Here is a 26,185-nt window from a genome sequence, read left to right as displayed (position 1 = left end):
ATATTGGCTATTTAATGTTGCAGTAGAAGTGCAGGGCATCAAATACTTCTTTTTTTGAAGCCCGGCAGTTAATTTGAATTTTACCAATTTCCTCCAGTAATGTAAAGTTAATTTGGTTCGATTCATTCTTTTTATCGTGCGTCATTAATTGATACAGCTCGTCAAAGTGCTCTTTTGTAAAATCAAAGTGTCCGAAAATAGCTTCTAATTGATTGGCGATTTCCATCACCAAAGGCATTGGGAAGCCTAGGCGGATGTGTGATAAATACAGTTCGCACACCATGCCAAATGCCACAGCATAGCCGTGTAACATAGGTCGCTTTTCATGCATGGCAAGACTTTCAAAGGCATGTCCGAAGGTATGTCCAAAGTTCAGTGCCTTTCGAATATGATTTTCCAAAGGATCGTTTTGTACAAAATGATCCTTGATACGAATAGAGTCGGCAACAAGCTCTTTAAGCTGAGTGTAGTCAGGATTATTAATATCAAAAGCCTTCAGCTGTTCCCAGCGTTCATTGGAGTAGATAAAAGCATGTTTAATCATTTCAGCAAAGCCCGATATGATGTTTTCCAGATCCAGCGTATCCAGAAAGCTGGTTTCAATCAATACAGCTGTGGCCTGGTTAAAAACACCCACTTCATTTTTAAAGCCTTCGAAATTAATGCCGGTCTTTCCGCCAATCGAAGCATCAACCTGCGCCAGTAAAGTGGTTGGAATATTTATAAACTGGATGCCGCGTTTAAATGTCGACGCAGCAAATCCGCCCAGGTCACAAGGCATACCACCACCAAGGGTGATAAGTAATGATTTGCGATCGGCCCCGCCATGACTGAGCATGTGCCATACTTTGGCAAGAGAATCGATCCCTTTGTTATTATCTCCCGAAGGAATAATTACCGTACGCTCCGGAGAAAGACCAACAACTTCCTTTATTTTCGGATAACACATTTCAAAAGCTGTTTCATCAGACAATAGAAATACTTTATCGTGCGAAAAATTATTAATGAAATACTCAACGTCTTTCTTTAAATCTTCTGCAATAAAAACATTCGACTCTTTTGATAGTAAAGGAAACATTCTTAAAATTTATTGATAAAACAAGCTGTTTGTGTTTAATGTGAGTTGGATATCAAAACAATGGATATGCTTTGTTTTGATGCTTGCAAAAATAGTTATTTTTAGCAATTGAAACGATGTTTTTACCTGAGTTTGCTAAAAAGTAATGATTTGTGAGTAAAATTGGGTGATAAATGTCATATTGAAAGATGATGTGCCATCAAGCAATTTAATTTTAGTAAAATGACAGTCAAATTTGATAATAAAGAAAAAGCCCGCAAAGTAAGTACCTTCCTGCGCATTCTTGTAATGCTTACTATTGTGCCGATCGCCGTTAATTATTTGTGGATTGAAACCAATGATAAGATGGTTGAGATGATACTATGGCTGTTTTTGATTGTAGTTGTTGTGCTCTATTATATTGGTGGGTTTTGTTATGTCGAGGTCGAATGCAATGCATCAAAACTTGATGTTAAATATTATAACCTGTTTCCTTTTTGGCGTGAATATAAGCGAATTATAATACCAGTTGAACGAATCAAATACGTAAAAGTAAAAAATGGTCTTGGTATTCTTGGGTCAGGGTTGTTAATTTGTGGCAGAATTAAAGGAAGGATTGCGGTATTTCCCAGAGTTGGACTAAGTGCTGTTGGAAAAGCTCATATTGAAGAATTAAGGAAATATGCAACTGCCATTACAAAAGCCTAATATCAGAATCGCTATGGTGCGGAAGAGCCTTTTTATTACTTTGTTATGTGTGTGTTGCTTCGGTGTTGAAGCACAATTTCGTAATAAGGATTTATACATTAGTCCTAAGATTTCATTTGCTGATTATAGTGATCGCAACGACTGGGATGGCTATAGTATTCACAAAGTACCGCCAATCTCCTTAACGGTTGAAAAAGGACTGACCGACTTTCTGAGCGCAGGTGCCTTGATTGGATATAGCCGTGATAAATACGTGAATGATACGCTGTCGAGCAATAAGCACATCTATTCTGATTTCGTATTGGGTAGTGTGGCCAATGTGCATTTTGCCGGCTGGATTGAAGAATGGACCAATTACAAAGTGTTTTTAGGGGATTGGGATATATATGCCGGTTTGGGTCTTCTTTTCAAGTGGCAGAATGGGGAAGAGAATGATGTGTGGAATGAAGAGTCAGAACAATTCAAAAGCAGTGAGAGTAGTTCATTTGATATGAAATTGCGCCCATTGGTGGGGGTAAGGTATTTTGTCAATGATAATTTCTGTATGTTGGTTGAAGTTGGTCATGGCAATCTTGGACTGGTTACAACAGGTATTACTTTTCGTATTCCCCACGACAGATATTGAGGTTGATTTACAGGTGCTTAATTAGTAATGGTATTTGTTGGCTGAACAAAATTATTTACTAATTTAGTAGTAGCTAATCAAACCTTAATTTGTCAGACCGCTTAAAATATCAAATTGCAATTAGCCTTATTAAAGGTATCGGACCAAAGCTGGCTCGCAACCTTGTTGCCTATGTTGGTGATGAGCAGGCTGTTTTCTCACAAAGTACACGATCTCTATCGGTTATTCCCGGAATTGGGGGTGCCTTGGCCTCCACCATCAAATCAGCCGATGTATTAGACAGGGCTGAAAGAGAGTTGGAGTTTATTCAAAAACATAATATTAAGGCTGTTTACTTTACCGACGATCAATACCCCAGACGCCTGTCGCATTGTGAAGATGCCCCAATAGTCTTGTATACTAAAGGTCAATTTAATCTTGATGTTACAAAGGTGTTGGCTGTTGTTGGTACACGCAAAGCTTCGGATGACGCCTGCATCAATTGTGAAAAATTAATAGAGGACATTGCTCAGCGACATCCGGGAACTGTTATTATCAGTGGACTGGCATACGGAATTGATGTTTGTGCCCATAGTGCTGCTTTAAAGTATGGCTTACCAACATATGGCGTGCTGGCACATGGGCTGGATCGTATTTACCCGTCGTTGCACCCGAATGTTGCGAAAGAAATGACGGTGAATGGCGGTGTGATATCAGAATTTCCATCTGGAACAAAGCCCGATAAACCATATTTTGTAAAACGAAACCGCATCGTGGCCGGCTTGGCGGATGCCCTGGTTATGGTCGAGTCGGGTATTAAGGGGGGAGCTATTATTACCTCCCGCATCGCCGAGTCGTACAATCGCGATGTCATGGCATTTCCCGGTCGGGTAGGAGAAGAATTGTCACAGGGAGGAAATTACCTGATAAAAAAGAATATTGCTGCTTTAATTGAAAATATAGAAGACCTGGAATATGCATTGGGTTGGGAGAGTAATGCAGGAGAAGTTGTTGTTCAGTCATCCTTGTTTCAGTCGTTTAACAGCGCTGAAGAAGAGGTATTGTATAATATTCTTGTTGAAAACAGGGAATTAACGGCCAATGAGCTTTGTGTAAAAAGTGCATTGCCTGTGAGTAAGGTGAGTGCAACCATGTTGTCGCTGGAGTTTGCAGGCCTGGTAAAATGTTTACCTGGTAACGCGTTTAAATTAATCAGGTAAATTCAGTAGGTTTTTTGCTGAATTTAGAACGATTTAATGCATAAAGTCAACAAATGGCATAACAAAAATGACTATTTTGCGTAGAATTTTCTTTGAGAGCACAAGGAGAGTATAATTTTAACATAAGTTAGGGGACATGGGCGTGAATACCCGAACGTTAGTTTTTTTCAAGGTTTTTGGAAGGATTGCATCTATGATGTTAATCCTTAGTTTGTTATTGGGAGTTGGAAATGCTTATGCACAAACCAATGTGCCGGTTTGCCAGGATGGTGTGGTACGTTTGGCTGCTTTTTTAACCGATCCGGCATACATGGGAGCAGGTAATGACGCTCCTCCCGGACACCTTCAAAAAGGATATTGGTCCAATACTGCAGGTTTAACTTTTTCAAATATAAATGATCCGAATGCGATCATCAGCGGATTCCCTTCAACACCAGGTGCCACATTTACATTGACCTGGTACCACGGTCTTGATCAGGAATATGATATTACTGTTGTTGTTACCAGCAATGTATCACCTGAATTTGAATTACGGAATGAAAGTAATACCACCGACAATGTCTTGTTTTGTCCTGGTACAACACCCAATAATTATACCTTTAGTGTTGTAGCTGTTAATCCAGTAGGCGCACCCATTAATGGTATTGACTATATTATCTATCATACAGATGGATCAACTGATGAAAATGGAGGTGCTACAAACCCTGAAACAATCAACCTGAATGCCAGTATCAACTATACTGATGGCGATGTGTTTCATGCGCTTGTTGAAAGCGGGGCCTGTCTTGATATCACAACCAATAAAATTCAACTGGCAGAATTAAGCAGTGTCAATGTGCAGGTGCAGGGTGGAGGTTCAGCCTGTGATCCTTCTATATTTGATGGAACAAATGTGCTGGAAGTCACACCTTACGACCCGATAAACTTTGAATATACCTGGTTTTATGATGGAGGAGCGGGAGCTACTCAAATAGCAACCGGAACAGATACTTATACAATTAAAACAACTGATAATCCGGGTGATTACTACGTAAGGGTTCGTAGTTTGACATCAGCCTGTGCAGATGTTTTTACACCTGCTGTGACATTAAACAGCTCTAATTTACCTTTAATATCAATCGATGACAATCCCGTTGGTTCAGGTTTATACGAGCTTTGCGATGGCGATTTGGCCGGAGTACTTTCTACTACTCTTGGAGCAGGTACTGTGCCGGCAGTCATTGATTACGATTGGTATCACAACGGTGTTATTGTAACCGGAGACAATAATTTTTACAACCTTGATAATAACTCTGATCCTTTAAATGTAAACTACAACGCTTACGGAGAGTATTACGTAGTACTTAAAGACGCTGGTAATACAGAGTGTAAAAGTACATCATTACCTGTCACTGTTATTACAACCCGACTTGATGATGTTGTCATCTTTAAAGCGAATAACGCAACTCCATTTTGTGCATCCGGTACACCTGAAATGACGGTCAACGTTACAGGAGGAACAGCACCTTATACTTTAACATTTGCCAGTGGTTATTCAACTGTTCTGGCAGTTAATGGATCAAGCATCAGCCTGCCGATCATAACAGCCGACACCTCTTATGATTTAGTAAGTGTAACAGATGGTGCCGGTTGTACATGGGCTGGTAGTAAAGTGCTCGATTATACAGTAAGCCCATTGGCATCGATACTGGAACTGGCAGGTAATCCCTCTCCAGCCTGTGCGGCAGGTGCCGGACTGACCATATCATTACCTGCTACAGCTGTTAATAATACTGGAGAAAATGGTATTAGTTATCAGTTGCAAAGAGATAAAGACGGCGATGGCGTATATGAAGATAATATAGGAGTATTAACCGGTGATGGTGTTTCTGCCATTCAGTGGCCCACACAAGTGGTGCCCGGAACTTACCGGGTTATCGCCAATGGGTGTACTGGTGATGTAGAAATGACCAATACATACGTGCTCGAAGATGAACCGATTGATAAGCCATTCCTGACAACAGGAAATGTATGTTTAAGCGGACAAGTTGAAATACCTAATTCAGAAACCGGTATTCGCTATAGCCTTTACCGGCAGGATAGAACTTCAGGTATAGTAAGTTACACCGGTATATCCAGAATTGGAGATGGAAATACTGTTAGCTTCCCCCTTCAGGTTACAGATGGTGTTTATACTGTTGAAGCAACCTCACTGCTGGGTGGATGTAGCTTTTTTATGTCCGCATCTTTAACAATTATCAATCCGGTCAACTATAATTTAACTGCACTTGGAGGCGTTACATCCTATTGTCAGGGACTAGCTAACTCAGGTATAATATTAGAACTGGGAGGATCTCAGCCTGGTAATTCCTATCAGCTAAGACGTGATACCGGAACCGGTTTTGCTAATTATGGTACAGCCCAGGGTAGTGGAGTTGGTTCTGCTCTGCAATGGACTGATGTGCCATTTGGTACCTATGAAGTACTGGTAACTACGCCGGAGGGTTGCTCTGAAACCATGGGTTTGGTGGTTATTACAGAAACTCCTTTACCAACAGCTACCATTTCAATAGATCCGACGGATAATTCAAAGTGTGATGGTACCAACCAAAACTTTAATCCTGTTATCGACTTTACAGGAGTAGCACCATTTACCTTTACCATATCGGATGATAAAACACCTGCCAATACCTGGACACTGGTTTCCAACAGTGATAAATACACAGGTTTCTTTATTGACCCTAGCAGTACAACAACTTATACGGTTACACAGGTTATTGGTGGTAATGGCTGTGTTGGAACCGGAGCTGGTGCTGCAACTATTACAGTAAAAGAATCTCCAACAGTAACTATTACCGGTAATTCAGATGTGTGTTCGGGTCAAAGTGTTGTTCTGACAGCCAACCCGAATATTACCGGGGCCGGCCTGGCAATAACTGGTGTGCTTTGGGGTAACGGAGCAACAAGCAACGCCATTACAGTTAGTCCGAGTTCTGATCAGCTATACAGTGTGACAACAACTGCCAACAATGGCTGTCAAACGACTGCAACGCACAATGTAACGGTTAATCCGTTGCCTGTAATTACTTTTTCTGCACTGGCACCTTTCTACTGCGAGGATAATGCGCCTGTTCCAATGGATGCAAGCCCTACAGGAGGTACATACTATGTAAATGGTAATCCGCTTGCAGCAGGTATTACATCTTTCGATCCCGGTAATCCAGCCTTTTTACAGGATGACAATACGATATACTATGAGGTAACCGACGTAAACGGATGTTCAAGTACAGCTACCATCCCAGATGTGGATGTTAAGCCTATGCCCACACCTCAAATAAATAATTTACCACTTACTATATGTTCCGATGCCGGAGCACAAGTGATCTATGGACTGCCAGCCGGAGGTACCTTTAATGTGTTGGGAGCAGGCCTTGATTATACAGTAACGGGTAATCAAATGACAATTAATCCGGGGACGAGTTCCTCAGGTTTCCCTTATACCATTGAATATGAGTATTCTGATGGTTTTGGTTGTACCGTTACAGCTTCACAAACCACAGAGATACTTAACTTTAACGTTGGGGTTCTAACACTGAATTCGAACCCGGTAATGGCATTGCCGCTTTGTCAGGATGATAATACCGATTACGATCTAACTGGATTAGTGGCTGGTATTACTGTTACGGCAGCGGGAGGAAATGCCACCATTACAGGTAACGGTGTTACTGATAATGGAGATGGCACTGCTGTATTTAATGCAACAGCAGCAGGTCCTGGTCAGCACCCGGTTAATTTTACCTATAGCAATAATGGTTGTTCAAGCTCTATAACAATGATTATTGATGTGGGTGTTACCATGACACTTGACCTGGCTTCTTCATATTGTGAAGGTGTTGCAGTTCAAACGATCACAGCCACACCTGATGGTGGTACATTCAGTATCAAAGAACCAGGTGGTAACATTACCAGTCCTCCAAATTTGGGTGGCGCTCCTGCCGGAACTGAACAATTTAGTTTTGATCCAACAGGATTGGCAAGTGTTGGTAAAACAGGTACTTACGAAATTAGTTACTCCATAGATGATGGAGCAGGATGTGTCACGACACAAACATGGACTACTTCAGTTGGTGCTGCTGTGGATGCATCATTTACCGGTCTGCCATTAAATGCCTGTGTCAATGACGCAGCATATACATTGACACCAAATTATGCGGGAGGCGGAACGCCAACCATATTATTCACTGGTAATGGTATTGTTTCAAACATTGGAGTATTCTCACCTTCAGCTGCAGGCGTTGGTACACATACAATTACATGTACAGTGAACCTGGCAGGTAGTTGTCAGTCAGTTTACACCCAGGATGTGACAGTAGTGGGAACACCAAACATAGATATTATTAATCTTGCTGATGCCTATTGCTCAGATGATGCAGCAGTATTGATCTCTGCATCCAATGCTGGTGATGCCGGAACTTATACGTTCAGTTCGACAACCAGTCCGTCAGCGGGTAATCCAAATCCATTGACTTATACTGCTGGTGATCAGTCGGGTACATTTAACCCTGCGGTTGATCCTGCTTTGTTATCATGGACTTACTACGTTACCTATACATTTACACCATCAGGACTTGGTGCCGGTTGTGTGAGTGAAATTACCAAGCCGGTAACGATTTATCGTAACGAAGCAGTTGACTACAGTGGATTGACCGAGGCAGTTTATTGTCAGGGAGATGCAATATTTGAAATTGAAGGTTCAGAGGCTGGCGGTGAATTCTATATTGATGGAGTATTGGGTAATGGTCTGAATGGATTGACGAATACCGGAGGTGGAAAAGCAGAAGTGAATCCATCACTATTATCGGTTGGAAATCATACGATTACTTATTCATACGAACGTGTTAATCCATTAAAGAGTTGTACTAATACAAGAGATCGTTCATTTGATATTATTGATGGACCGGTTGGAACTTACAATGTTACAGGTGGCGGCCCATATTGTTTAGGTGGTGCAGGTGTAACAGTTAGTTTGGATGGTTCAACTGCAGGTGTAGATTATGAACTATACCTGGATGGTAACCCAATGGCACCGGTTCAGATTATTACGGGACCTGCCGCTGGTGGTCAAATTGACTTTACAAACCTTACTGCCACAGGTACTTATACCATTATTGCTCGTCAGAATACATGTGAGCGAATGATGACGGGTTCTGCATATGTTAATACCTATGACCTGAATCTGGGACTTAACTATGTAAGTAATGTGACATGTAATGGTGGTACTGATGGAGTTGTAAACTTACAAGGTACCGGAGGTAGTGGTGCGTACGCCTACTATATATCAGATGATGGTGGAGTTAGTTGGACATTGAACACCAATACAGTACCAAATGAATTTGTTAATCTGGGTGCAGGTACATATAATTTCCGCATCATTGATATGGATGTTGATGCACCTTGTGTTCTGGATGCAGCCAGAAATGTACAAGTTACTATTAATGAGCCTGGTAATGCACTTGTTGTTAATCCGACCGAAATTCAGAAAGTTGGTTGCAACTGTGCGGTTGATCCTTTACAATGTGATGGTATAGGAAGTATAAGTATTTCAGGTGGAACTCAGTTTACTGATCTGACGACATACCCAAGTGGTTACGATATTATCTGGCCGGCATCGGTTACCAACCTTAGTGCTGATAAACTGGTGGCAACCAACTTATCAGCTGGTACTTATAGTATTACGGTTATTGATGCACTGGGGTGTTCAAGTACTGTGAACCTGGTCATTGCCAATGAACCGGCTCTTAGCCTGATATATGATTCTCAGGTTGATAACCTGTGTTACGGCACTGACATAGCGAGTGCAACTGTCACTGCGGCAGGTGGTTCAGGGCTTTATGAGTACTCATTGAATGCCGATGAAAACTGGTTGGCAGGTGCAGCTAATTATACGACACCTACTTTATCAACTGGTTGGCATACCATCTGGGTACGCGATGCCAATCATCCGAATTGCCAATTGTCAGTTAATGCAAATATCACTGGGCCAGCTAGTCCATTGGATTTAACACTGCTTATTACTGACGAAACATGTGCTACCAATAATGATGGAACGGCAGAATTGCAAATTACTGGTGGAGTTGGACCATATGAATATGAGTTGGATCTTAATCCTCGAACAACGGTACCGGCACCTATTCCTGTGTTAAGCGGTTTATCAGTTGGTCCTCATACAGTTACGATTTATGATGATAATAATTGTTCGATTACCAAGTCATTTACAATCAGCCCGGCAACTGCTATTTCTTTATCAGGTGTAGCAACGCCAGTGTCTTGTTATTCGGGCAATGATGGTAAGGTTGTACTTACAGCAAATCCTGCGAATGTTAATTATGTTTACTCGGTAGTCGCTATTAACGGAGTAGGTCAAACTCCGGTTTGGCAGGCTTCCAATGAATTTACAGGTTTGGATTCAGAAGCTGACTTAGCGAAAAACTATTCATTCCAGGTTAAGGATAATGTAAATAATTGTACATCAGCTATTATAAATATTGATGTTCTTCAACCACAGAACTTTGTAACCACACATACAAAAACTGATGTGGTTTGTGCCGCTGATGAAAACGGAACAATTACCCTGGCAACTGAATATGCAGATGGTTCACCAGGGGCCTTCGAATATTCAATCGATGGAGGAGCCAATTGGCAAGTTTCACCACTTACTAATTTAAAATCAGGATTTTACAATATACGTGTTCGTGATTTATCAACAGCTTGTGAAGTTGACTACGGAACAACGGTAGAAATACAAGAACCACTTGGAGGACAGTTGGTAATAAATCCGGATGGAGGAAGTAAACTGGCCTTGCTTTGTCATGATGACGGAGATGGAGTTATCAATGTTGACATGGCCAACTCAGGTTGGAACACCAACTACTCTTACCAATGGAGAGACAAAGCCACCAATGAAAATTTTGGAACAAGTGAAGATCTTAATAGTGTAAACGCAGGTAAAGCTGTTCCGGGCGGGACTTATGTTTTAACTGTTACCGACGATAATGGTTGTTCTGTAACTTATGAACAAATTATCACGGAACCACTGCCATGGAGTATTACTATTATAACCACTCCGAATACTATTACCAACGCAGCAAGTGATGTTGCAATTATTGGTGATGGTTCGGCTAATCTTGCTTCAGTGAGTGGCGGAAGTAATTCTGAAAATTATGGATACAAGTGGTACGACTCAACAGGTACTGAAATTCCAGGTACTGAAGATGCGACCACTATCAACAATTTGGATCCGGGTAACTATTACATTGAAATCACAGATAAAACAGATGGATGTTCTGAACGTCGTGATTTTACCATTGGTGATGTAACGGTTCCGTTAAACGCAACTGTTAATTTCTTCGATCCGGAATGTGCAGATGATAACGGGCGTATTGAAGTTTCAGTTTTAGGAGGTGTACCTGATTATACTATTAAGTACAAGCGAAATGCAGATCCGCAACAGACACTTACAACCGCAAACACATTTACTGAAATTATAGGAACGCCTGGTTCATACACCGTTATTATTGAAGATAGTAATGGAGGTAGTATTGAAGAAACAGGAACAATAAATGCAATTGTACCAATTACAATAACAGGGAATGCAATATTCACAAGTAATTGTGAATCAACAATTAGTGTGACACCTGTTGTGCCTGCCGGTGTCGGTGAAAATTATACAGCAAGCTGGATTGTGCCAGCTGGCGCACCGACTTTGCCTGATGTGTCTCGCACATCGGCTGACAATGCCATAGCCATTAGTCAAGCTGTCTCAATACCAGGTGATTATACCTTGGTGGTTAAGCACGATACCAAAAGTTGCTTTGAATCTTTCACCGTAACAGTTGAAGACCCAACTATTTCAGTTACAGAAGACTTAGTACGTCATAAAAATGTAAGTTGTAATGGTGGTCTTGATGCTTACCTTGCAGTCAATGTTTCTGGTAGAGAGCCAGGTCATGTATTTAATTATGTTTGGCAGAATACAACTACCGGTGCCGCTGCTATAAATACAGGGAACCGAAATACCCTGGGTGATTCAGAAGATGTAGATGCTGGATTGTGGACTGTTACCGTGCAGACCTTTGACGGTACCTGTGAAGAAACTGTCACTCTGGTGGAAGTTACTCAACCTGCTGTGTTCTCAATTTCCAATGTTACTCCAAATCATGTTACATCTTGTGACAGTGATAACTCAGGTTCTTTATTGGTCGAAGTTGCAGGCGGAACTTTGCCATATACAGTAAGCATTACTGATGGTGTAACATCATCGACTCAATCATCAAGTAGTTCAAGTTTTACATTTAATAATTTAATACCAGGTACTTATACCATTACTGCACAGGATGCCAACAATTGTGGTTTACCTTCAGTTACAGAAATCGTTAATGCACCTGATCCTATTGTTGTCACAAACTTTGACGGAACTATAGATTGTAATCCTGCGAATGTGAACGGAACCATAAGTTTTAGCGTAAGCGGCGGTGTTCAAGCTCCAGGAAATATCAGTAGCTATGCCATTATCATAGAGGGAGATAACGGATTCTCCTATAGTACTGTTCTAGATGTAGATTGGGATGTGGCTGTTAATCCTTATCCATATTCATTTGATAATGGTATAGGACTTACACCGGGCACTTATACTGTTAAGTTATGGGATGCCAATGCATCTGCGGGAACCAATGTTTCTTGTCCGATTCCTGTTTTTGAACAGAGTACAACACTTGAACATATTTACATTACAGAAGATGTAACTCATGTAACTTGTAGTGGAGGTACAAGTGATGGCTCCATTAGCAATTTTGTTATTACTGGTATATCCTCCAATGTAAGCTATACCTGGGATGATATTGGTGTAGTAACTTTATTGTCAGATAGAACCGGTTTAGCTCCGGGCACATACAAGTTAACCTTATCTGATCTTACACGAGGATGTAATGTAGAAAAGACATACGTGATCAATGACGGTCACACCTTGCAGGTTTCATCATTCACCGCAACTGATGTAAGTTGTTTCGGAGGAACCGATGGACGCATAGAATTACTGGCATCTCCAGCTGGAGGAAACTATGTGTTTTCAATTGATGGAGGTCTCAACTGGCAGTCTTCCAATGTGTTTGAGAATTTATCAGCTGCTGCGTACCCTGCCAGGGTTCGTGATCTGGATTATGGTTGTGAATCGGCTGATGTTAATATTACAGTTGCCGAATCACCTGAAATCACTATTCAGGGGCCTGTAAAAGTTAGTGATATTATTTGTCTGGGTGGATCAGATGCTGCATTTACCGCTGGTGCGACCGACGGTATGGCAGGTACCCTTTTCGAATATGCCATTGAAACCAATGGAGCAGGAGTACCTGTTTATCAGGATAGTCCAACGTTTAGTGGCTTATCATCAGGTGTTTATCATCTTTGGGTTCGTCGCAAGTCTACTAACTGCGAAGTATACCAGTCCGATTACTACACCGTAAGTGAACCTACTAACGGAGATTTATCTGTTGTGATTGATGCAGGAAGTAAACTGGCATTGGATTGCTTCGGAGATAACGATGGAATTATTAACGTTGCTGTGACAGGTGGTTGGGGTAACGTAGAAGCTGATTACACTTACGAATGGCGCAATGTGGAAACTAATGCGCTGATTGCCAATACTCAGGATATTAGCAATCTCATTGCTGGTACATATGTATTAACAGTGAGTGATAATAATGGAGGATGTTCGACAACATTTGAACAGATTATTACCTCACCTTTGGAATGGGATGTAAGTATTTCAACCACTGATAATACGATACCAAATACAGATACAGGAGCCAGCGGAAATGGAACGGCTACCTTAAGTCCCGTTTCTGGAGGTAGCATTCCTGCTACATATGAGTTCGACTGGTATCTGAGCGATGGAACATTAATTAGTACTGATAAAGTCACGACTACTTTAAGTGAATTACAACCAGGTGATTATTATGTGATTATTACCGGAGCTGCTACTTGTACTAAACGTATTGATTTCACCATCGGTGATGCTTCTAAGCCTTTGGCTATTAGTACTTCACATACGGATGCAAGCTGTAATGGAGATCTGGGTACCATTCGTGTAACAATGACTTCGGGTACTGCTCCTTATGACATTACTATTCAGCGTTCGGGTTATCCGGCGATCACTGTTAACACAAATTCAAGTAGCTACCTGTTTGAAAATCTGATTCCCGGGGAATATGATATTACTGTTGAAGATGCATTAACAGGAGTTGTTAGCGGAACCGAAGAGATTCTTGAACCTGCTGCATTTACAGTAAGTGCTTCAGTAGACTATGATAATTGTTTAGCCGAATTAACAGTTGATATTGTACCGGCTGATGATTACCTCGTAAGCTGGGTTGTGCCAAGTGGTGCGACAGCTATTGCAACAACAGATTTTAATGGTACGCAGGTTGTTGAACCAAATATTTCAATAGCAGGCGATTACCTCGTGAGCGTCACAAACAAAAATACAGGTTGTATTAAGACTACTTCCATAGTCGTTGAAGAACCGTCATTTACAGTGGTTGAAAATGTCAGTCAACGGAAAGACGTAAGTTGCTATGGTGGTAACGACGGATACATTTCCGTCAGTACTATTGGTCGTGAGCCGGGACATTTATTTACATATGAATGGACCAATGGAACAGACACATATAACACGGGTATCGTTCCTTCCATTGGATCATCTGATCCGGTAATTGCAGGTACATGGTCCGTAACAGTCACCACTGCTGATGGAAAATGTTCACAGACTTTAGGTGGTATTGTTATTAATGAACCTGGTGAATTAGTTGTTAATACCATTGATCTGACGCATATAACTACCTGTGCAGGTGATAATTCAGGACAAATAGAAATCGTCGTGTCAGGAGGAAGTGGTATCTATAACCTAGATTACACAGGTGATAATGTAACAGATCTTACATCAGCTGATGGAACATTCAGCATAAGTAATTTATTTGCAGGTGATTATCAGTTGCGCGTAAGTGATAGTAATGCATGTGTTACTACTCCTGTTGAGCAAACGGTTACAATTCTGGAGCCAAATGCTTTGACTATCGCTGTTGACAATGTAAATACCATTATTGATTGTATTACCGACGGTACAGGACAGATACAGTTCGATGTGAGCGGTGGTAATATGGTGGCAGGTAAACCATTATACGATATTCTTTTGACAGGGCAACCTCCTCGTGAAGATATTGATTCAGAGGGTACTGTCACATATAATAATTTAACGGCTGGTATTTATACCATCACTGTTATTGATAAGCAAACCAGTTCACCGTCGACCTGCACTGTTGCTGAGGAAACGGTTGTACTTGAGTTAATAACAATTAGTGGAACTGAAGTGCCAAATGCCTGTTCGTCAACAACTAATAATATTGGTGCTATACGAAACATTTCGATTACAGGTGCTTCTCCGGGAGCAAGCTGGAGTTGGGATGAAGTAGCCGGTGATCCTGTAACTGACAATACACAACTTAACCAGGAGAATCTACCTGAAGGTACTTATGTATTGAGAGTCGATGATACAGCTAACAGAGGATGTGTGGTAACGAAAACATTCACTATTGGAACTCTTAATACGCTCGATATACTTGGTAATGCCGTTGATGTAACGTGTAACGGAGCCAATGATGGTAAAATATCAGGTGTCACAATTATTGGATCAGCTAATTACGATTACTTGTGGACTGGTTCAGGTACTGTTGATAATACACGTATCGATGCACAGGAAAACTTAGAGCCGGGAACATATACTTTAACAATTACTGATAGAGATAACGGTTGTACCTATACAAAAGACTGGACTATAGCAGAGCCACAGGCCATCACTTATACTTTGGAGTATGTTGTTGAGAACTGTTCTCCATACAACCGTGGTATTAATGTTATAAATCCACTGGGAGGAAATGCAGCTGCAGCAGGCGATTATACCTATACATGGATTGGACCGGATGCGAGCCTCGTTCAGGGTCAGCAGAATCAAACAGGTCTTGTCGTTGGTGGTACTTACACTGTAACAGTTGCTGATAATGCTTGTGGTGTTAGCAAGTCAATTGTTGTGCCGGAGGAAGTACTTATCGTTGGTAATGTTAGTGAACTAACATGTAACGGAAGCAATAGTGGTGCTTTCGATATGACTGTTACAGGCGGTACAGGTAACTTTACCTATGTCTGGGAGAGGGAATACCCTGCTGGTACGACCAATGTGATTGAAGGACCAGATACCGATATTACTAATATTGATCTAAGTGGTCAGGGACCAGGTGTTTATACATTAACACTGACTGATAACAGTGAATCTGATGGTTCTGCATGTGTTTATACATGGAGTTATGAATTAGTTGAACCATCGCCAATTGTGATCAATGGTTCGGTTACTGATCTTATTTGTAATGGCGACAAGAGCGGACAAATTGCCATTAATGTAAGTGGTGGAGCAGGTGATTACAGCTATAACTGGACCACTGCTGATGGTAGTGGTTTAATTGCCACCAATCAAAATCAGACAGGATTAACCGGTGGAACATACTCTGTTCAGGTCAGGGATGCCAATGGATGCGTGTCTTCAATAGTTGATTTTACAGTGACTGAACCAGCTGCTGTTGACTTTACTATTAATGAAACACCGACAGATTGTGATGGAACGAATGGAGCAATAGACATTACACCAGGTGGCGGTTCAGGTAATTATGCCTATTATTGGAGTGCATCAGACGGTGGTGTGATAAATCCTGCAAATGCGAATGATCAGGATCAGACAGGCTTACCTGGCGGGACTTACCTGGTAAGAGTATGGGATGCTGATCCGGTAGAAAATCGCAGTGCTTGTTTCGTTGAGAAAGAAATAATACTGACTAAAGCCATTACCTTAGATATTAATGTAAGCAATCAGGCATGTGCCGGAACTGAGAATGGTCAGATTGATATTAACATATCCGGAGGTGTTGGACCTTATACCTTTGACTGGACAACAGTTTCTGGTAATGCTGCTAAAATAATAGCAGGTGCCCAAAACCAGTCGGGCTTATCCGCCGGTGAATACAGACTTAGGGTAACAGATTCACGTACACCAGCTGCATGTTGGGTTGAGCAAACCATATTTGTTAACACGGAAGTTGATATTCAGGTAAATGCCAATTTATCAGAGGTGACATGTTATAGTGGTAACGATGGTGCCATTACCTTGTCACAGGTAACAGGAGGTTCAGGATCATACGGCTATGTTTGGTCGGGACCGTCAGGTAGTGCAATTATACAGGGACAACGTAATCAGTCCGGTTTGATTGCTGGTGAATACCGTGTTATTGTAAATGATATGGTAAGCGGATGTGCTAAAGAGGAGGTATTTACCTTAGCTCAGGCACCTGAATTGCTTATTACACTTGATAACCTTGTTGATGTTGAATGTAAAGGTCAGCGAACAGGTGAAATTACTGTGAGTGTAACAGGTGGAACATTATTCGCAGGAAGTAATTACCAGTACCTGTGGACAGGACCTGATCCGGACCTGGTTCAGAATGTAGCGACACAGACTAATTTATTAGCTGGCGATTATACCCTGGTAGTGCGTGATGACAACAACTGTAGCAGCACCACATTAAATGTAAGTATTGCAGAACCGGCTGAAGAATTAACAGCCAGCCTGCTAAATATTACCGATGTATCTGTTCCCGGTGGAAATGATGGAGCCATTGAAATAACAGTTAGTGGCGGAACAGGTAATAAATCTATAGCCTGGACAGGCGTTGATAATGCAAGTGCCCCGATTGCCGGTATTACACAAAATACGGTTAATCCAGGCAGTTTAATTGCTGGTATATATGCCGCAGTTATTACTGATGATAACGGATGTTCGGTCACTATTGATAATATTAAAGTTTCAGAACCTGATGAAGCCTTGTCAATGACTGTATCTAAAAAGGATATTCAGCCATGTAACGGAGCAGCTAACGGGGAGATATCGGTGACTGCCAATGGAGGTGAGGCACCTTACAATATCATGATTTCCAACTCAGGAGGTTCTGTTGTGGGACTTGTAAATGCTGATGCTCTTAGAGTAGTTGATCTGGAGCAGGGTATTTATACGATTCGCATTACCGATAACAAGGGAACAGTTATTAACGAAGCAGTAACCATAACTGAACCTGCCGCATTATCAATATCAGCTAGTGTAACAACGCCAGTTGATTGTACAGGTGATGCAACGGGTGTAATAAGATATCAGATTAATGGAGGTATAGCTGATGCATCTAATCATTATAAGGTCATAGTAAGGGGTGCTGGTTCTTACAACCAGAGCTTCACCACTGTAGAAGCTAATACCAATTATGATATCACTGGCCTGGAGGCAGGTGAATATACCTTACAGGTAATTGATGATGTAAGTGGAACAGGTGCTTTCATACCAGGTGATAATTGTGATGCCATAACATCGGTAACAATTGCACAACCTGAAGCAATTGTTTCCATCGCCAATGATGCAAATATCTGTATTGGTGAATCAGCTAACGTTTTGTTGTCCGTTGGAAACTATCCAATAGGAACAGGTGCCAACTCTCTTGATGTAACATTGAGTGACGGTACTACTCATACCCTTACTTCAGCAACGACTAATATTACTGTAACACCGGCAACGACAGGAGTTACTGTTTACAGTGTATCAGCTGTTGAGAATGGCGGATGTATCAAAGGAAACAGTGATGGTAGTGAAGCCACGATAGTGGTTAATGAACTGCCTGTCGCCAATATTTCATTGGTCGGTATTGATAATGCCATTTGCTCAGGAGAAAGTGTTCAGTTACAGATTAATGTGACAGTGGGGCAGTTGCCTTGTGATGTGGTTTACACCGACGGAACAAGTAATACAACAGTAACAGTCAATCAGCGATTAACAACTATTAGTGTATCGCCAACAACAGATACAAGCTATGAATTAGTTTCGGTCAGCGATGCTAATTGTACAGGAACAGTGAGCGGAATAGTTGACGTAATTGTTAATGAATTGCCAAGTGTAACCATGGCGATTGATGCAGCCAACACAACCATTTGTTTTGGAGATGCCTCTGAATTGATCTTTACATTCCCTACGGGTTCTCCTGATTACCAGGTGACATACTCAGAAGATGGAGTGAATAAAACTGTTAATGCTATTCCTTTAGGAGCCGGAAATGAATTCAGGTTAGCTGTTAATCCAATTGAAACAACCGTATACCAGTTAATTAGTGTTTCTGATAACAATGGTTGTGATGTGCCTATAGCAGATGGAACAGCAGTAACGGTTAACGTGCAGCAAAATCCACAGGACGCAGGTACAATAACAGGTGACATGATTGTTTGCCAGGGAAGTACTCAGACATATACGATCGATCCGATTACAGGAGCCACTTCATATGACTGGACAGTACCAGCTTCTTTAGGTACTATTGTCTCAGGTAATGGTACAACCACTATAACGGTGGTCATATCAACAGCTTTCACAGGAAATACCGATATATCAGTTAGGGGTATTAATGCATGTAACGATGGCCTTGCTTCAAGTCTGGGCATTACGGCCAGTCTTCTGCCGGCCAAGCCTGATGCACCGACATCAAGTGGTTCTCTTACTATTTGTGAGGGACAAACAGGTATGCGTTTCAGTACCAATCCGGTTGCCAATGCCGGCTCTTATAGCTGGACCATTCCAGATGGCCTTGAGTTTGAGGGCGTTTCAGATGGTACAGAAGTAGTATTGAATGTAAAAGATGGTTATAACAACTTTAGCGGAGAAATAAGAGTAACAGCCATTAATGATTGTGGTAACAGTGAGGGATCAGATCCTGTTGTTGTTACCGTTAATCCATTACCAGTTGCCAATGCAGGAACCGATATTTATGGCGTATGTAGTGATACGCATCAGTTAAATGCTACTAATCCTGGAGCAGGTTATACAGGAAGGTGGACAGTTATAAGTGGAACAGCACAAATAGTAGCGACCGATATCAATAATCCGAATGCCAATGTTACCGGTATTTCAATTGGTGAAAGTGTATTCAGATGGACGGTTACCAACAATACGACATTGTGTGTCAATTCTGATGAAGTAAGCTTGTTTAACGATCAGTTATCAATAAGCGTTGGAGCCAATGTGACCTCAACATGTGACGGTACAATTGTGGTTAACGGAACGCCTGTTGATGTTGCAGACGGTCAAAGCGGCTACTGGACAATAACAAGCGGTGGTGGTAATGTTACGACACCAACGATACCAAATGAAGCTGTTATCACTGATTTAGCCGTTGGTCTTAATACCATTGAATGGACACTGGTTAAAAATGGTTGTGAGAGTAAAGCCTCGGTGGATGTCATGAATAACTTACCGACAGAACCTGAAATATTCAATAGCAGTGGCATTGCTACAACTCTTATTGATCTGAATTGTCAGGATGATTTCACTACTGTTTCAGGTACTGCACCTGGGGCAGGTGAGACAGGTACATGGAATGTGGTGGCGGGTTCGGCTGCTATAGCGCCGAATATTAATGCAAGTACCATTAACCTGTCTGATATTCCTCATGGTGAAACACAATTAACATGGACCATTCAGAACGGATCGTGTATACGTGTTGCAACAGTTACCATCCGTAACAATGCACTTAACGTGGATGCCAGTGATGATGTCTCTGTTTGTGGTGATGTCATAACACTTGGCGGAACTGTTCCGGGACCTGGAGTTACCGGACAATGGTCAATTCCTGCCGGAATGGGAACAGGTGTATTTGACAGTGGAACCAGTCCGACTGCGACCATCAGTAACCTGGGACGAGGTGCGAATACCTTGCGCTGGACATTGACCAAGAATGGTTGTAGTAGTTATGATGATGTAATCGTTACCAATAACAGTGCTACCGAAGCAAGTGTTGGTACACGCCAGGAGATTTGTGCCTATGAAACTGTATTGACGGGTAATGTTCCTTCAGCAGCATTGGGAGAAACAGGTTTCTGGTCCGTTTTAGAGGGTTCTGGTGTGTTCGATGATGAAACAGCCCATGATACACGTGTTAGTGGTTTAGCGAACGGTTTAAACGTCTTTAGATGGACAATAAAGCATAGTGGTTGTACATCATCTGCCGATATAGAGATTTACAATAAGCATGTCGATGTTTTTGCAGGTAAAGACACAGTTATTTGTAGTAAGTCAGTCACCTTAACTGCCAATGTACCAAATCCTGGTGATGTTGGACAATGGACCCTGATCTCAGGCATTGGTGGTGGTACTTTTAAGCCAGGTGATGAAACTAGTCCTGTTGCCCTGGTTGGTGCTCTTGACTATGGTGACAACGGCTTTGTATGGACCATCGATCATGATGGCTGTACATCATCTGATGAAATTATTGTAACGAATAATAATCCGTATTACTTACAGGAAGATCCTATCGGCTCAGGCATCTTTATTAAGAAAGAGATCAGTGCCGGTGACGATCGTACGGTTTCCGGATCAAACATTTACCTGGCAGCCGATGAGCCTGCGCCGGGTGCCGGATCAGGTTACTGGACCATTATCTCTGGAGGTGGTACGATTGTTGATCCTGACAATGCCGGTTCACAGGTTACAGACCTGCGTATGGGTGAAAGTATTTTCCGCTGGACTGTGACCAATGGTATCTGTTCTTATTATTCAGATGTAACCGTTACCAATGGTGCAATTGAAGATGCCAATGCAGGACGCGACGGAAGTACCTGTACTTCGGAATATAAACTGAATGCCAACGAACCGATCAATGCGCTTGGAGAATGGAGTGTGATTGAAGGATCTGGTGTTTTTGCTGATAAAACAGACTTTAATACCATGGTAACTGGTTTAGACGAAGGTGAAAACCATTTTAAATGGACCTTGTACAATGGAAGTACTGAATCATCCGATATCGTAATCATTACCAATAATGTGGTTGCTGAAGCTTATGCCGGACTTGATAAGTCTATTTGTAATACCGATGAATTCGAACTAAGTGCCATTGCTCCTGTCGCAGGACGTGGTGCAGCGCAATGGACTGTGATAAGTGGTAGCGGAAGCTTCGATGATGATACATCTCCATCAACATACATTCGTGGTTTAAGTCAGGGAGTAAATACACTGAAATATAAGATCACTTTAGATGAATGTTCCAGTGAAGCCTTTGTGACCATTACCAATAATACACCTACTACCCCTGATGCAGGCGAGGATAGGGTGATGTGTATTGATTCAGTCCAGTTATTGCCAAATACGCCGGCTTATGGTGTTGGAGAATGGAGTGTAGCGAGTGGCTATGCCGAGCCTGATGCATTGGAGAATGACTGGGCAAAACGCCTGGCTCCTGGTGAAAACAGACTGGTATGGACCATTAATAATAACAACTGTATCTTATCAGACGAAGTTATTATCACCAATAATGAGCCTGATCAGCCAAATGCTGGAGAAGACGTAATTGAAGGCTTATGTGTCGATCATACTTTCCTTGATGCCTCTACGGTGATGTCGGGTCGTGGTGTAGGCCGCTGGGAATTGGTTGCAGGTTCTGGTTCAGTGACCGACCCTGCCGATCCAAAATCAGAAGTGACAGGACTGGGACTTGGTGTTAACCGTTTCAGGTGGATAATTGATAATAATGGCTGTATCTCTAGTGATGAAGTCAATATTTCAAATAATCACATTGAAGCCATTGCAGGTAATGACCAGGTATTGTGTGCCGATACAGCTACCCTAAAAGCGAATTCAGCTCATCCCGGAACAGGAACCTGGGGAGTAAGAGCCGGTGCCGGTTCAGCAAGTTTCGATGATCCGTCAAGTCCGTTTACTAAGGTGCGTGGTCTGCAGCAGGGTGACAATGTACTGTTATGGACAATCAATTATGGTGGATGTTCACACAGCAGTGAAGTAACCATTACCAACGACAGTCCGTCTGCTGCATTTGCAGGAGATAATCAGTCATTGTGTGCAAGTAACTCAACAACATTAACTGCCAATCATCCATCAAGGGGTACGGGCGAATGGTCTATTATCAATGGATCAGCTACATTTGGTACCAGCGCGCTGGATAACAATCCGACGGTTAATGACCTGGCCTTTGGCGACAATGTTTTCAGATGGACTATTACAAACAATAGCTGTAGTTCCATATCTGATGTCATGATCAGTTATAACCGCATTGATGCCGCGGCAGGCAGCGATAAGGATCTGTGTACTGATGAAGTTCAGCTGGAAGGTAATACTGCCAAACCTGGTACAGGAACCTGGAGTGTTGTTGGCGGAACCAGCCAGGCCATGTTTGAGGATGTTAATAATCCTAAATCAAAGGTGTCTAAGCTGGCCAAAGGTGTGAATGTTCTTCGCTGGACAATTAATTACAGAGGTTGTGAGACAGAATCTGAAGTACGAATGACCAATAATTCACCAAGTGAAGCCTATGCTGGTAACTACCAGGAAATATGTGTTGATTACACAGATCTTGACGCGACCCTTCCGGCACCTGGTGTTGGTACTTGGGAGGTGCTGATGGGTTCTGGTAATATAACTGACCCGACCGATGCGAAATCAGCTGTTACAAGTCTTTCTAAAGGAGATAACGTATTCCGATGGACAGTCACCAATGGCATTTGTACATCAACCGACGAAGTACGCATTGTCAATAATCAGCCATCTGTGCCTTATGCAGGCAGTGATGAAGAGATATGTTACAATAGCTATACATTGAAAGCAGAAGAACCATTGTTTGGTGCAGGATTATGGTCTATTGAGAATGGAGCGGGTAACTTTGATGATCCAACAAATCCAACGGCAACCATTTCAAACCTGAATCCGGGTGACAACATGCTGAAGTGGACAATTACACAGGGACAATGTGAATTGAGTCATTATATTACCATTACCAATAATGCAGCTGACGAAGCACATGCAGGTCCTGATATTATTGATTGCAAAGACTGGTCTGAACTTGATGCCAATATTCCAATAAGTGGATTAGGCATAGGGGAGTGGACGCTTGTTTCAGGTAAGGGTGACTTTGATGATGTTACAGAGGCCAAAACAACGATACGTAATCTTGGTTTTGGTGAAAATATTCTCATGTGGACCATTACCAACGGCGATTGTTTCACCTCCGATCAGGTGACCATATTCAATAAGATTCCTGATCAGGCAGCTGCCGGTGATGACCGCACTACTTGTGAGAATTACATTGTTCTGAATGCCAATAACCCTGTCGATGGTTCGGGAACCTGGACTGTTGTGAGTGGTAAAGGTATGTTTGAGAATAAGCATCAGCACAATACCATGGTAACTGATGTGGGATATGGTGAGAACATTTACAAGTGGACCATTTCATATGGCGACTGTACCACTGAAGATGTTGTAAGCATTGTAAGTAATAAAGCTGATCCTTACGCCGGAGAAGACGATGTGACATATGAGCCCGTATACACATTACAAGCTCAGAATCCAGGCGCTCTTAACGGAGTTTGGACGATTGTAGCAGGCGGTGGTACATTTGATGATCCTGGCTTCTTCAATACGAGTGTGCGTGATCTTCCTGTTGGTAAGAGTACCTTCCGTTGGACCATCACAACAGACGGTTGCGAGGCCTATGATGAAGTTACCATTGAATACAAGGAGGTGCCTGATGCAGGTTTCACGGTTAGTGACGAAGAAGGTTGTTTCCCTCTTGAAATTAAGTTTACCAATTACTCAGTAGGCGGTAATGGCCATTCATGGGACTTTGGTGATGGAGGTACCAGCACTGAACGCAACCCTGTTTATACTTATCAGACGCCAGGTACCTATACTGCTGTTTTAACAGTGGCAGGTCCTGATGGTAACGATGCCGTCTTCACACAGCGCATTGTCGTACATAACCATCCGGTAGCCGACTTCAATGTTGGTCCTGAAATAGTGTATCTGCCTCAGGAGGAGATCAGGTGTTACGATATGTCTGTTGATGCAGTTAGCTGGTTGTGGGAATTTGGTGATGGTCAAACATCACAGGAACAAAACCCTACGTACACCTACAGCAAAGAGGGAGTATACTCCATAACATTGACTGTTCAAAACGCTTGGGGATGTGAGAATTCCTTTACTAAAGATGATGCGGTTGAAGCTATAAACAGTGGATATATTGAGTTCCCTAACGCCTTTATGCCACGTCCGGGTGGAGCGGGTAACTCAGGAACCATAGGTGAGCGAAAAGATGCTATCTTCAAAGCGAAAAGTAAAGATGTTGAAGTATTCAATATACAGATATTTAATCGTTGGGGACAATTGATTTATGAATCGAATGATGTTGATGAAGGATGGGATGGGACATTCCAGGGTCAATTGGTACCACAGGCAGTATATGTATATAAAGCATTTGTACGCTATACAAACGGAAGAGAAGAAAACAAAGCCGGAAGTGTTTTATTAGTTAGATAATGACAATTACAGAAAATATAACCCCTAAACTACGAGAGAAAGGACACCTGCTGATAGTTAGCATGGTCATAGCTTATTTTGCATTGTCAATAAATGCTAATGCACAGGATGTTTCTTTTTCTCAGATGTATGCTACTCCAATGTACCTGAGCCCTTCCTTTACCGGATTGACACAGGGAACACGGCTTGGATTAACCTACCGCGACCAATGGCCCGGAATTGCCAATACTTATCGTTCTTATGCACTGTCTGTCGACCATTTTTTCGATGAATACAGCAGTGGGCTCGGACTGATGGTATTGCGCGATGATAATGGTGGTGGCTTATTGGTACGTCAGGATATCAGTGCTTTGTATGCCTATGAAATTGAAGTGGCACGAGATATTTTCGTACGTCCCGGTATCGAATTTTCTTATAAAGAGCGAAACCTTAACCTGATAGACGCGGTGTTTCCATCTGACCAGGGGGCTAATGGAGGCAATGTGTCAAGCGGATCGAATCCCAATGAAGAGTATAATCATAAGTACTTTGATGCGGCAGCATCTGCCATGATTTACAGCGATGCTTTCTGGTTTGGCCTAGGTTTTCACAACCTGGTTAAAAATGATATTGCTGCCACAGATATTGAAACATTCAATGATTTCAGAACAGCCGTGTACGGAGGTTATAAATACCGCTATAAAGATAAGATGCGACGCAATGATGAACAAAGTGTAACACTGGCGTTTAATTACCGCATGCAAGCCAAGTTCAGCCAGCTTGACATTGGTACCTACTGGTATATTAATCCTATGGAACTGGGGATATGGTACAGGGGAATTCCTTTTGCATCATCAGGAGGGCTCCAAAACAATGACGGGCTTATTTTTATTTTAGGGTTAAACATCGGAAACGCACGTTTAGGTTACAGTTACGACTGGACACTGTCTGAATTGTCAGGATATAGTAACGGAGCCAATGAGTTAACCTTAACATGGCGCTTCAATCAATCAAGCAAGCGTGTTAAAAGCAGGGGGGCTATTCCTTGTAGTGCACCAGGAATTAATGGTTCTGGTTCCAAGTATCGTCGTCGTTCACGTTCTTTCTTCTAAAAAATGTTAATGGTAAGAGCACATATT

The 26,185-nt window shown here is 42.1% G+C and carries 6 protein-coding genes; 5 read left to right on the top strand and 1 reads right to left on the bottom strand.

All coding sequences use genetic code 11. From position 1 onward, the window contains the following. Nucleotides 1–7: 7 nt before the first annotated feature. Nucleotides 8–1,078 carry a 3-dehydroquinate synthase gene (gene aroB / locus ACRD69_RS01300; protein ID WP_430813247.1) on the bottom strand — a complete coding sequence of 357 codons (1,071 nt, stop codon included), beginning with the start codon at nt 1,076–1,078 and terminating at the stop codon, nt 8–10. Between the two features lie 222 nt (nt 1,079–1,300). On the opposite strand from aroB, the gene ACRD69_RS01295 reads away from it, so the two are divergent. The 5 genes from ACRD69_RS01295 (at nt 1,301) to ACRD69_RS01275 (ending at nt 26,158) form a co-directional block, all read left to right on the top strand. Further along, nucleotides 1,301–1,765, top strand: a complete 465-nt coding sequence (locus ACRD69_RS01295) for a hypothetical protein (protein WP_430813246.1) — start codon at nt 1,301–1,303, stop codon at nt 1,763–1,765. Next, the gene (locus ACRD69_RS01290) at nt 1,740–2,390 is read left to right on the top strand and encodes an outer membrane beta-barrel protein (RefSeq protein ID WP_430813245.1); all 651 of its coding nucleotides are present in this window, start codon (nt 1,740–1,742) and stop codon (nt 2,388–2,390) included. The genes ACRD69_RS01295 and ACRD69_RS01290 overlap by 26 nt, the downstream gene beginning before the upstream one ends. Nucleotides 2,391–2,479: 89 nt before the next feature. Further along, complete coding sequence (gene dprA / locus ACRD69_RS01285; RefSeq protein ID WP_430813244.1) at nt 2,480–3,589, top strand: DNA-processing protein DprA; 1,110 nt, start codon at nt 2,480–2,482, stop codon at nt 3,587–3,589. A 193-nt stretch (nt 3,590–3,782) separates the two neighbouring features. After that, nucleotides 3,783–25,067: a PKD domain-containing protein gene (locus ACRD69_RS01280; RefSeq protein ID WP_430813243.1), complete on the top strand. Its 21,285-nt coding sequence runs from the start codon at nt 3,783–3,785 to the stop codon at nt 25,065–25,067. Next, nucleotides 25,067–26,158, top strand: a complete 1,092-nt coding sequence (locus ACRD69_RS01275; protein ID WP_430813242.1) for a PorP/SprF family type IX secretion system membrane protein — start codon at nt 25,067–25,069, stop codon at nt 26,156–26,158. The genes ACRD69_RS01280 and ACRD69_RS01275 overlap by 1 nt, the downstream gene beginning before the upstream one ends. Nucleotides 26,159–26,185 lie beyond the last annotated feature (27 nt).

The organism is Carboxylicivirga agarovorans (assembly GCF_050589845.1).
GTDB classification, from domain to species: domain Bacteria; phylum Bacteroidota; class Bacteroidia; order Bacteroidales; family Marinilabiliaceae; genus Carboxylicivirga; species Carboxylicivirga agarovorans.
The sequence above is the reverse complement of the archived record's forward strand: the minus strand, read 5'-3'. Positions and strand labels throughout refer to the sequence as shown.

Excerpts from the sequence above, each read along its gene's own strand:
- aroB (WP_430813247.1), bottom strand. The coding sequence starts at position 1,078 with ATGTTTCCTTTACTATCAAAAGAGTCGAATGTTTTTATTGCAGAAGAT.
- ACRD69_RS01295 (WP_430813246.1), top strand. The coding sequence starts at position 1,301 with ATGACAGTCAAATTTGATAATAAAGAAAAAGCCCGCAAAGTAAGTACC.
- ACRD69_RS01290 (WP_430813245.1), top strand. The coding sequence starts at position 1,740 with ATGCAACTGCCATTACAAAAGCCTAATATCAGAATCGCTATGGTGCGG.
- ACRD69_RS01280 (WP_430813243.1), top strand. The coding sequence starts at position 3,783 with ATGATGTTAATCCTTAGTTTGTTATTGGGAGTTGGAAATGCTTATGCA.
- ACRD69_RS01275 (WP_430813242.1), top strand. The coding sequence starts at position 25,067 with ATGACAATTACAGAAAATATAACCCCTAAACTACGAGAGAAAGGACAC.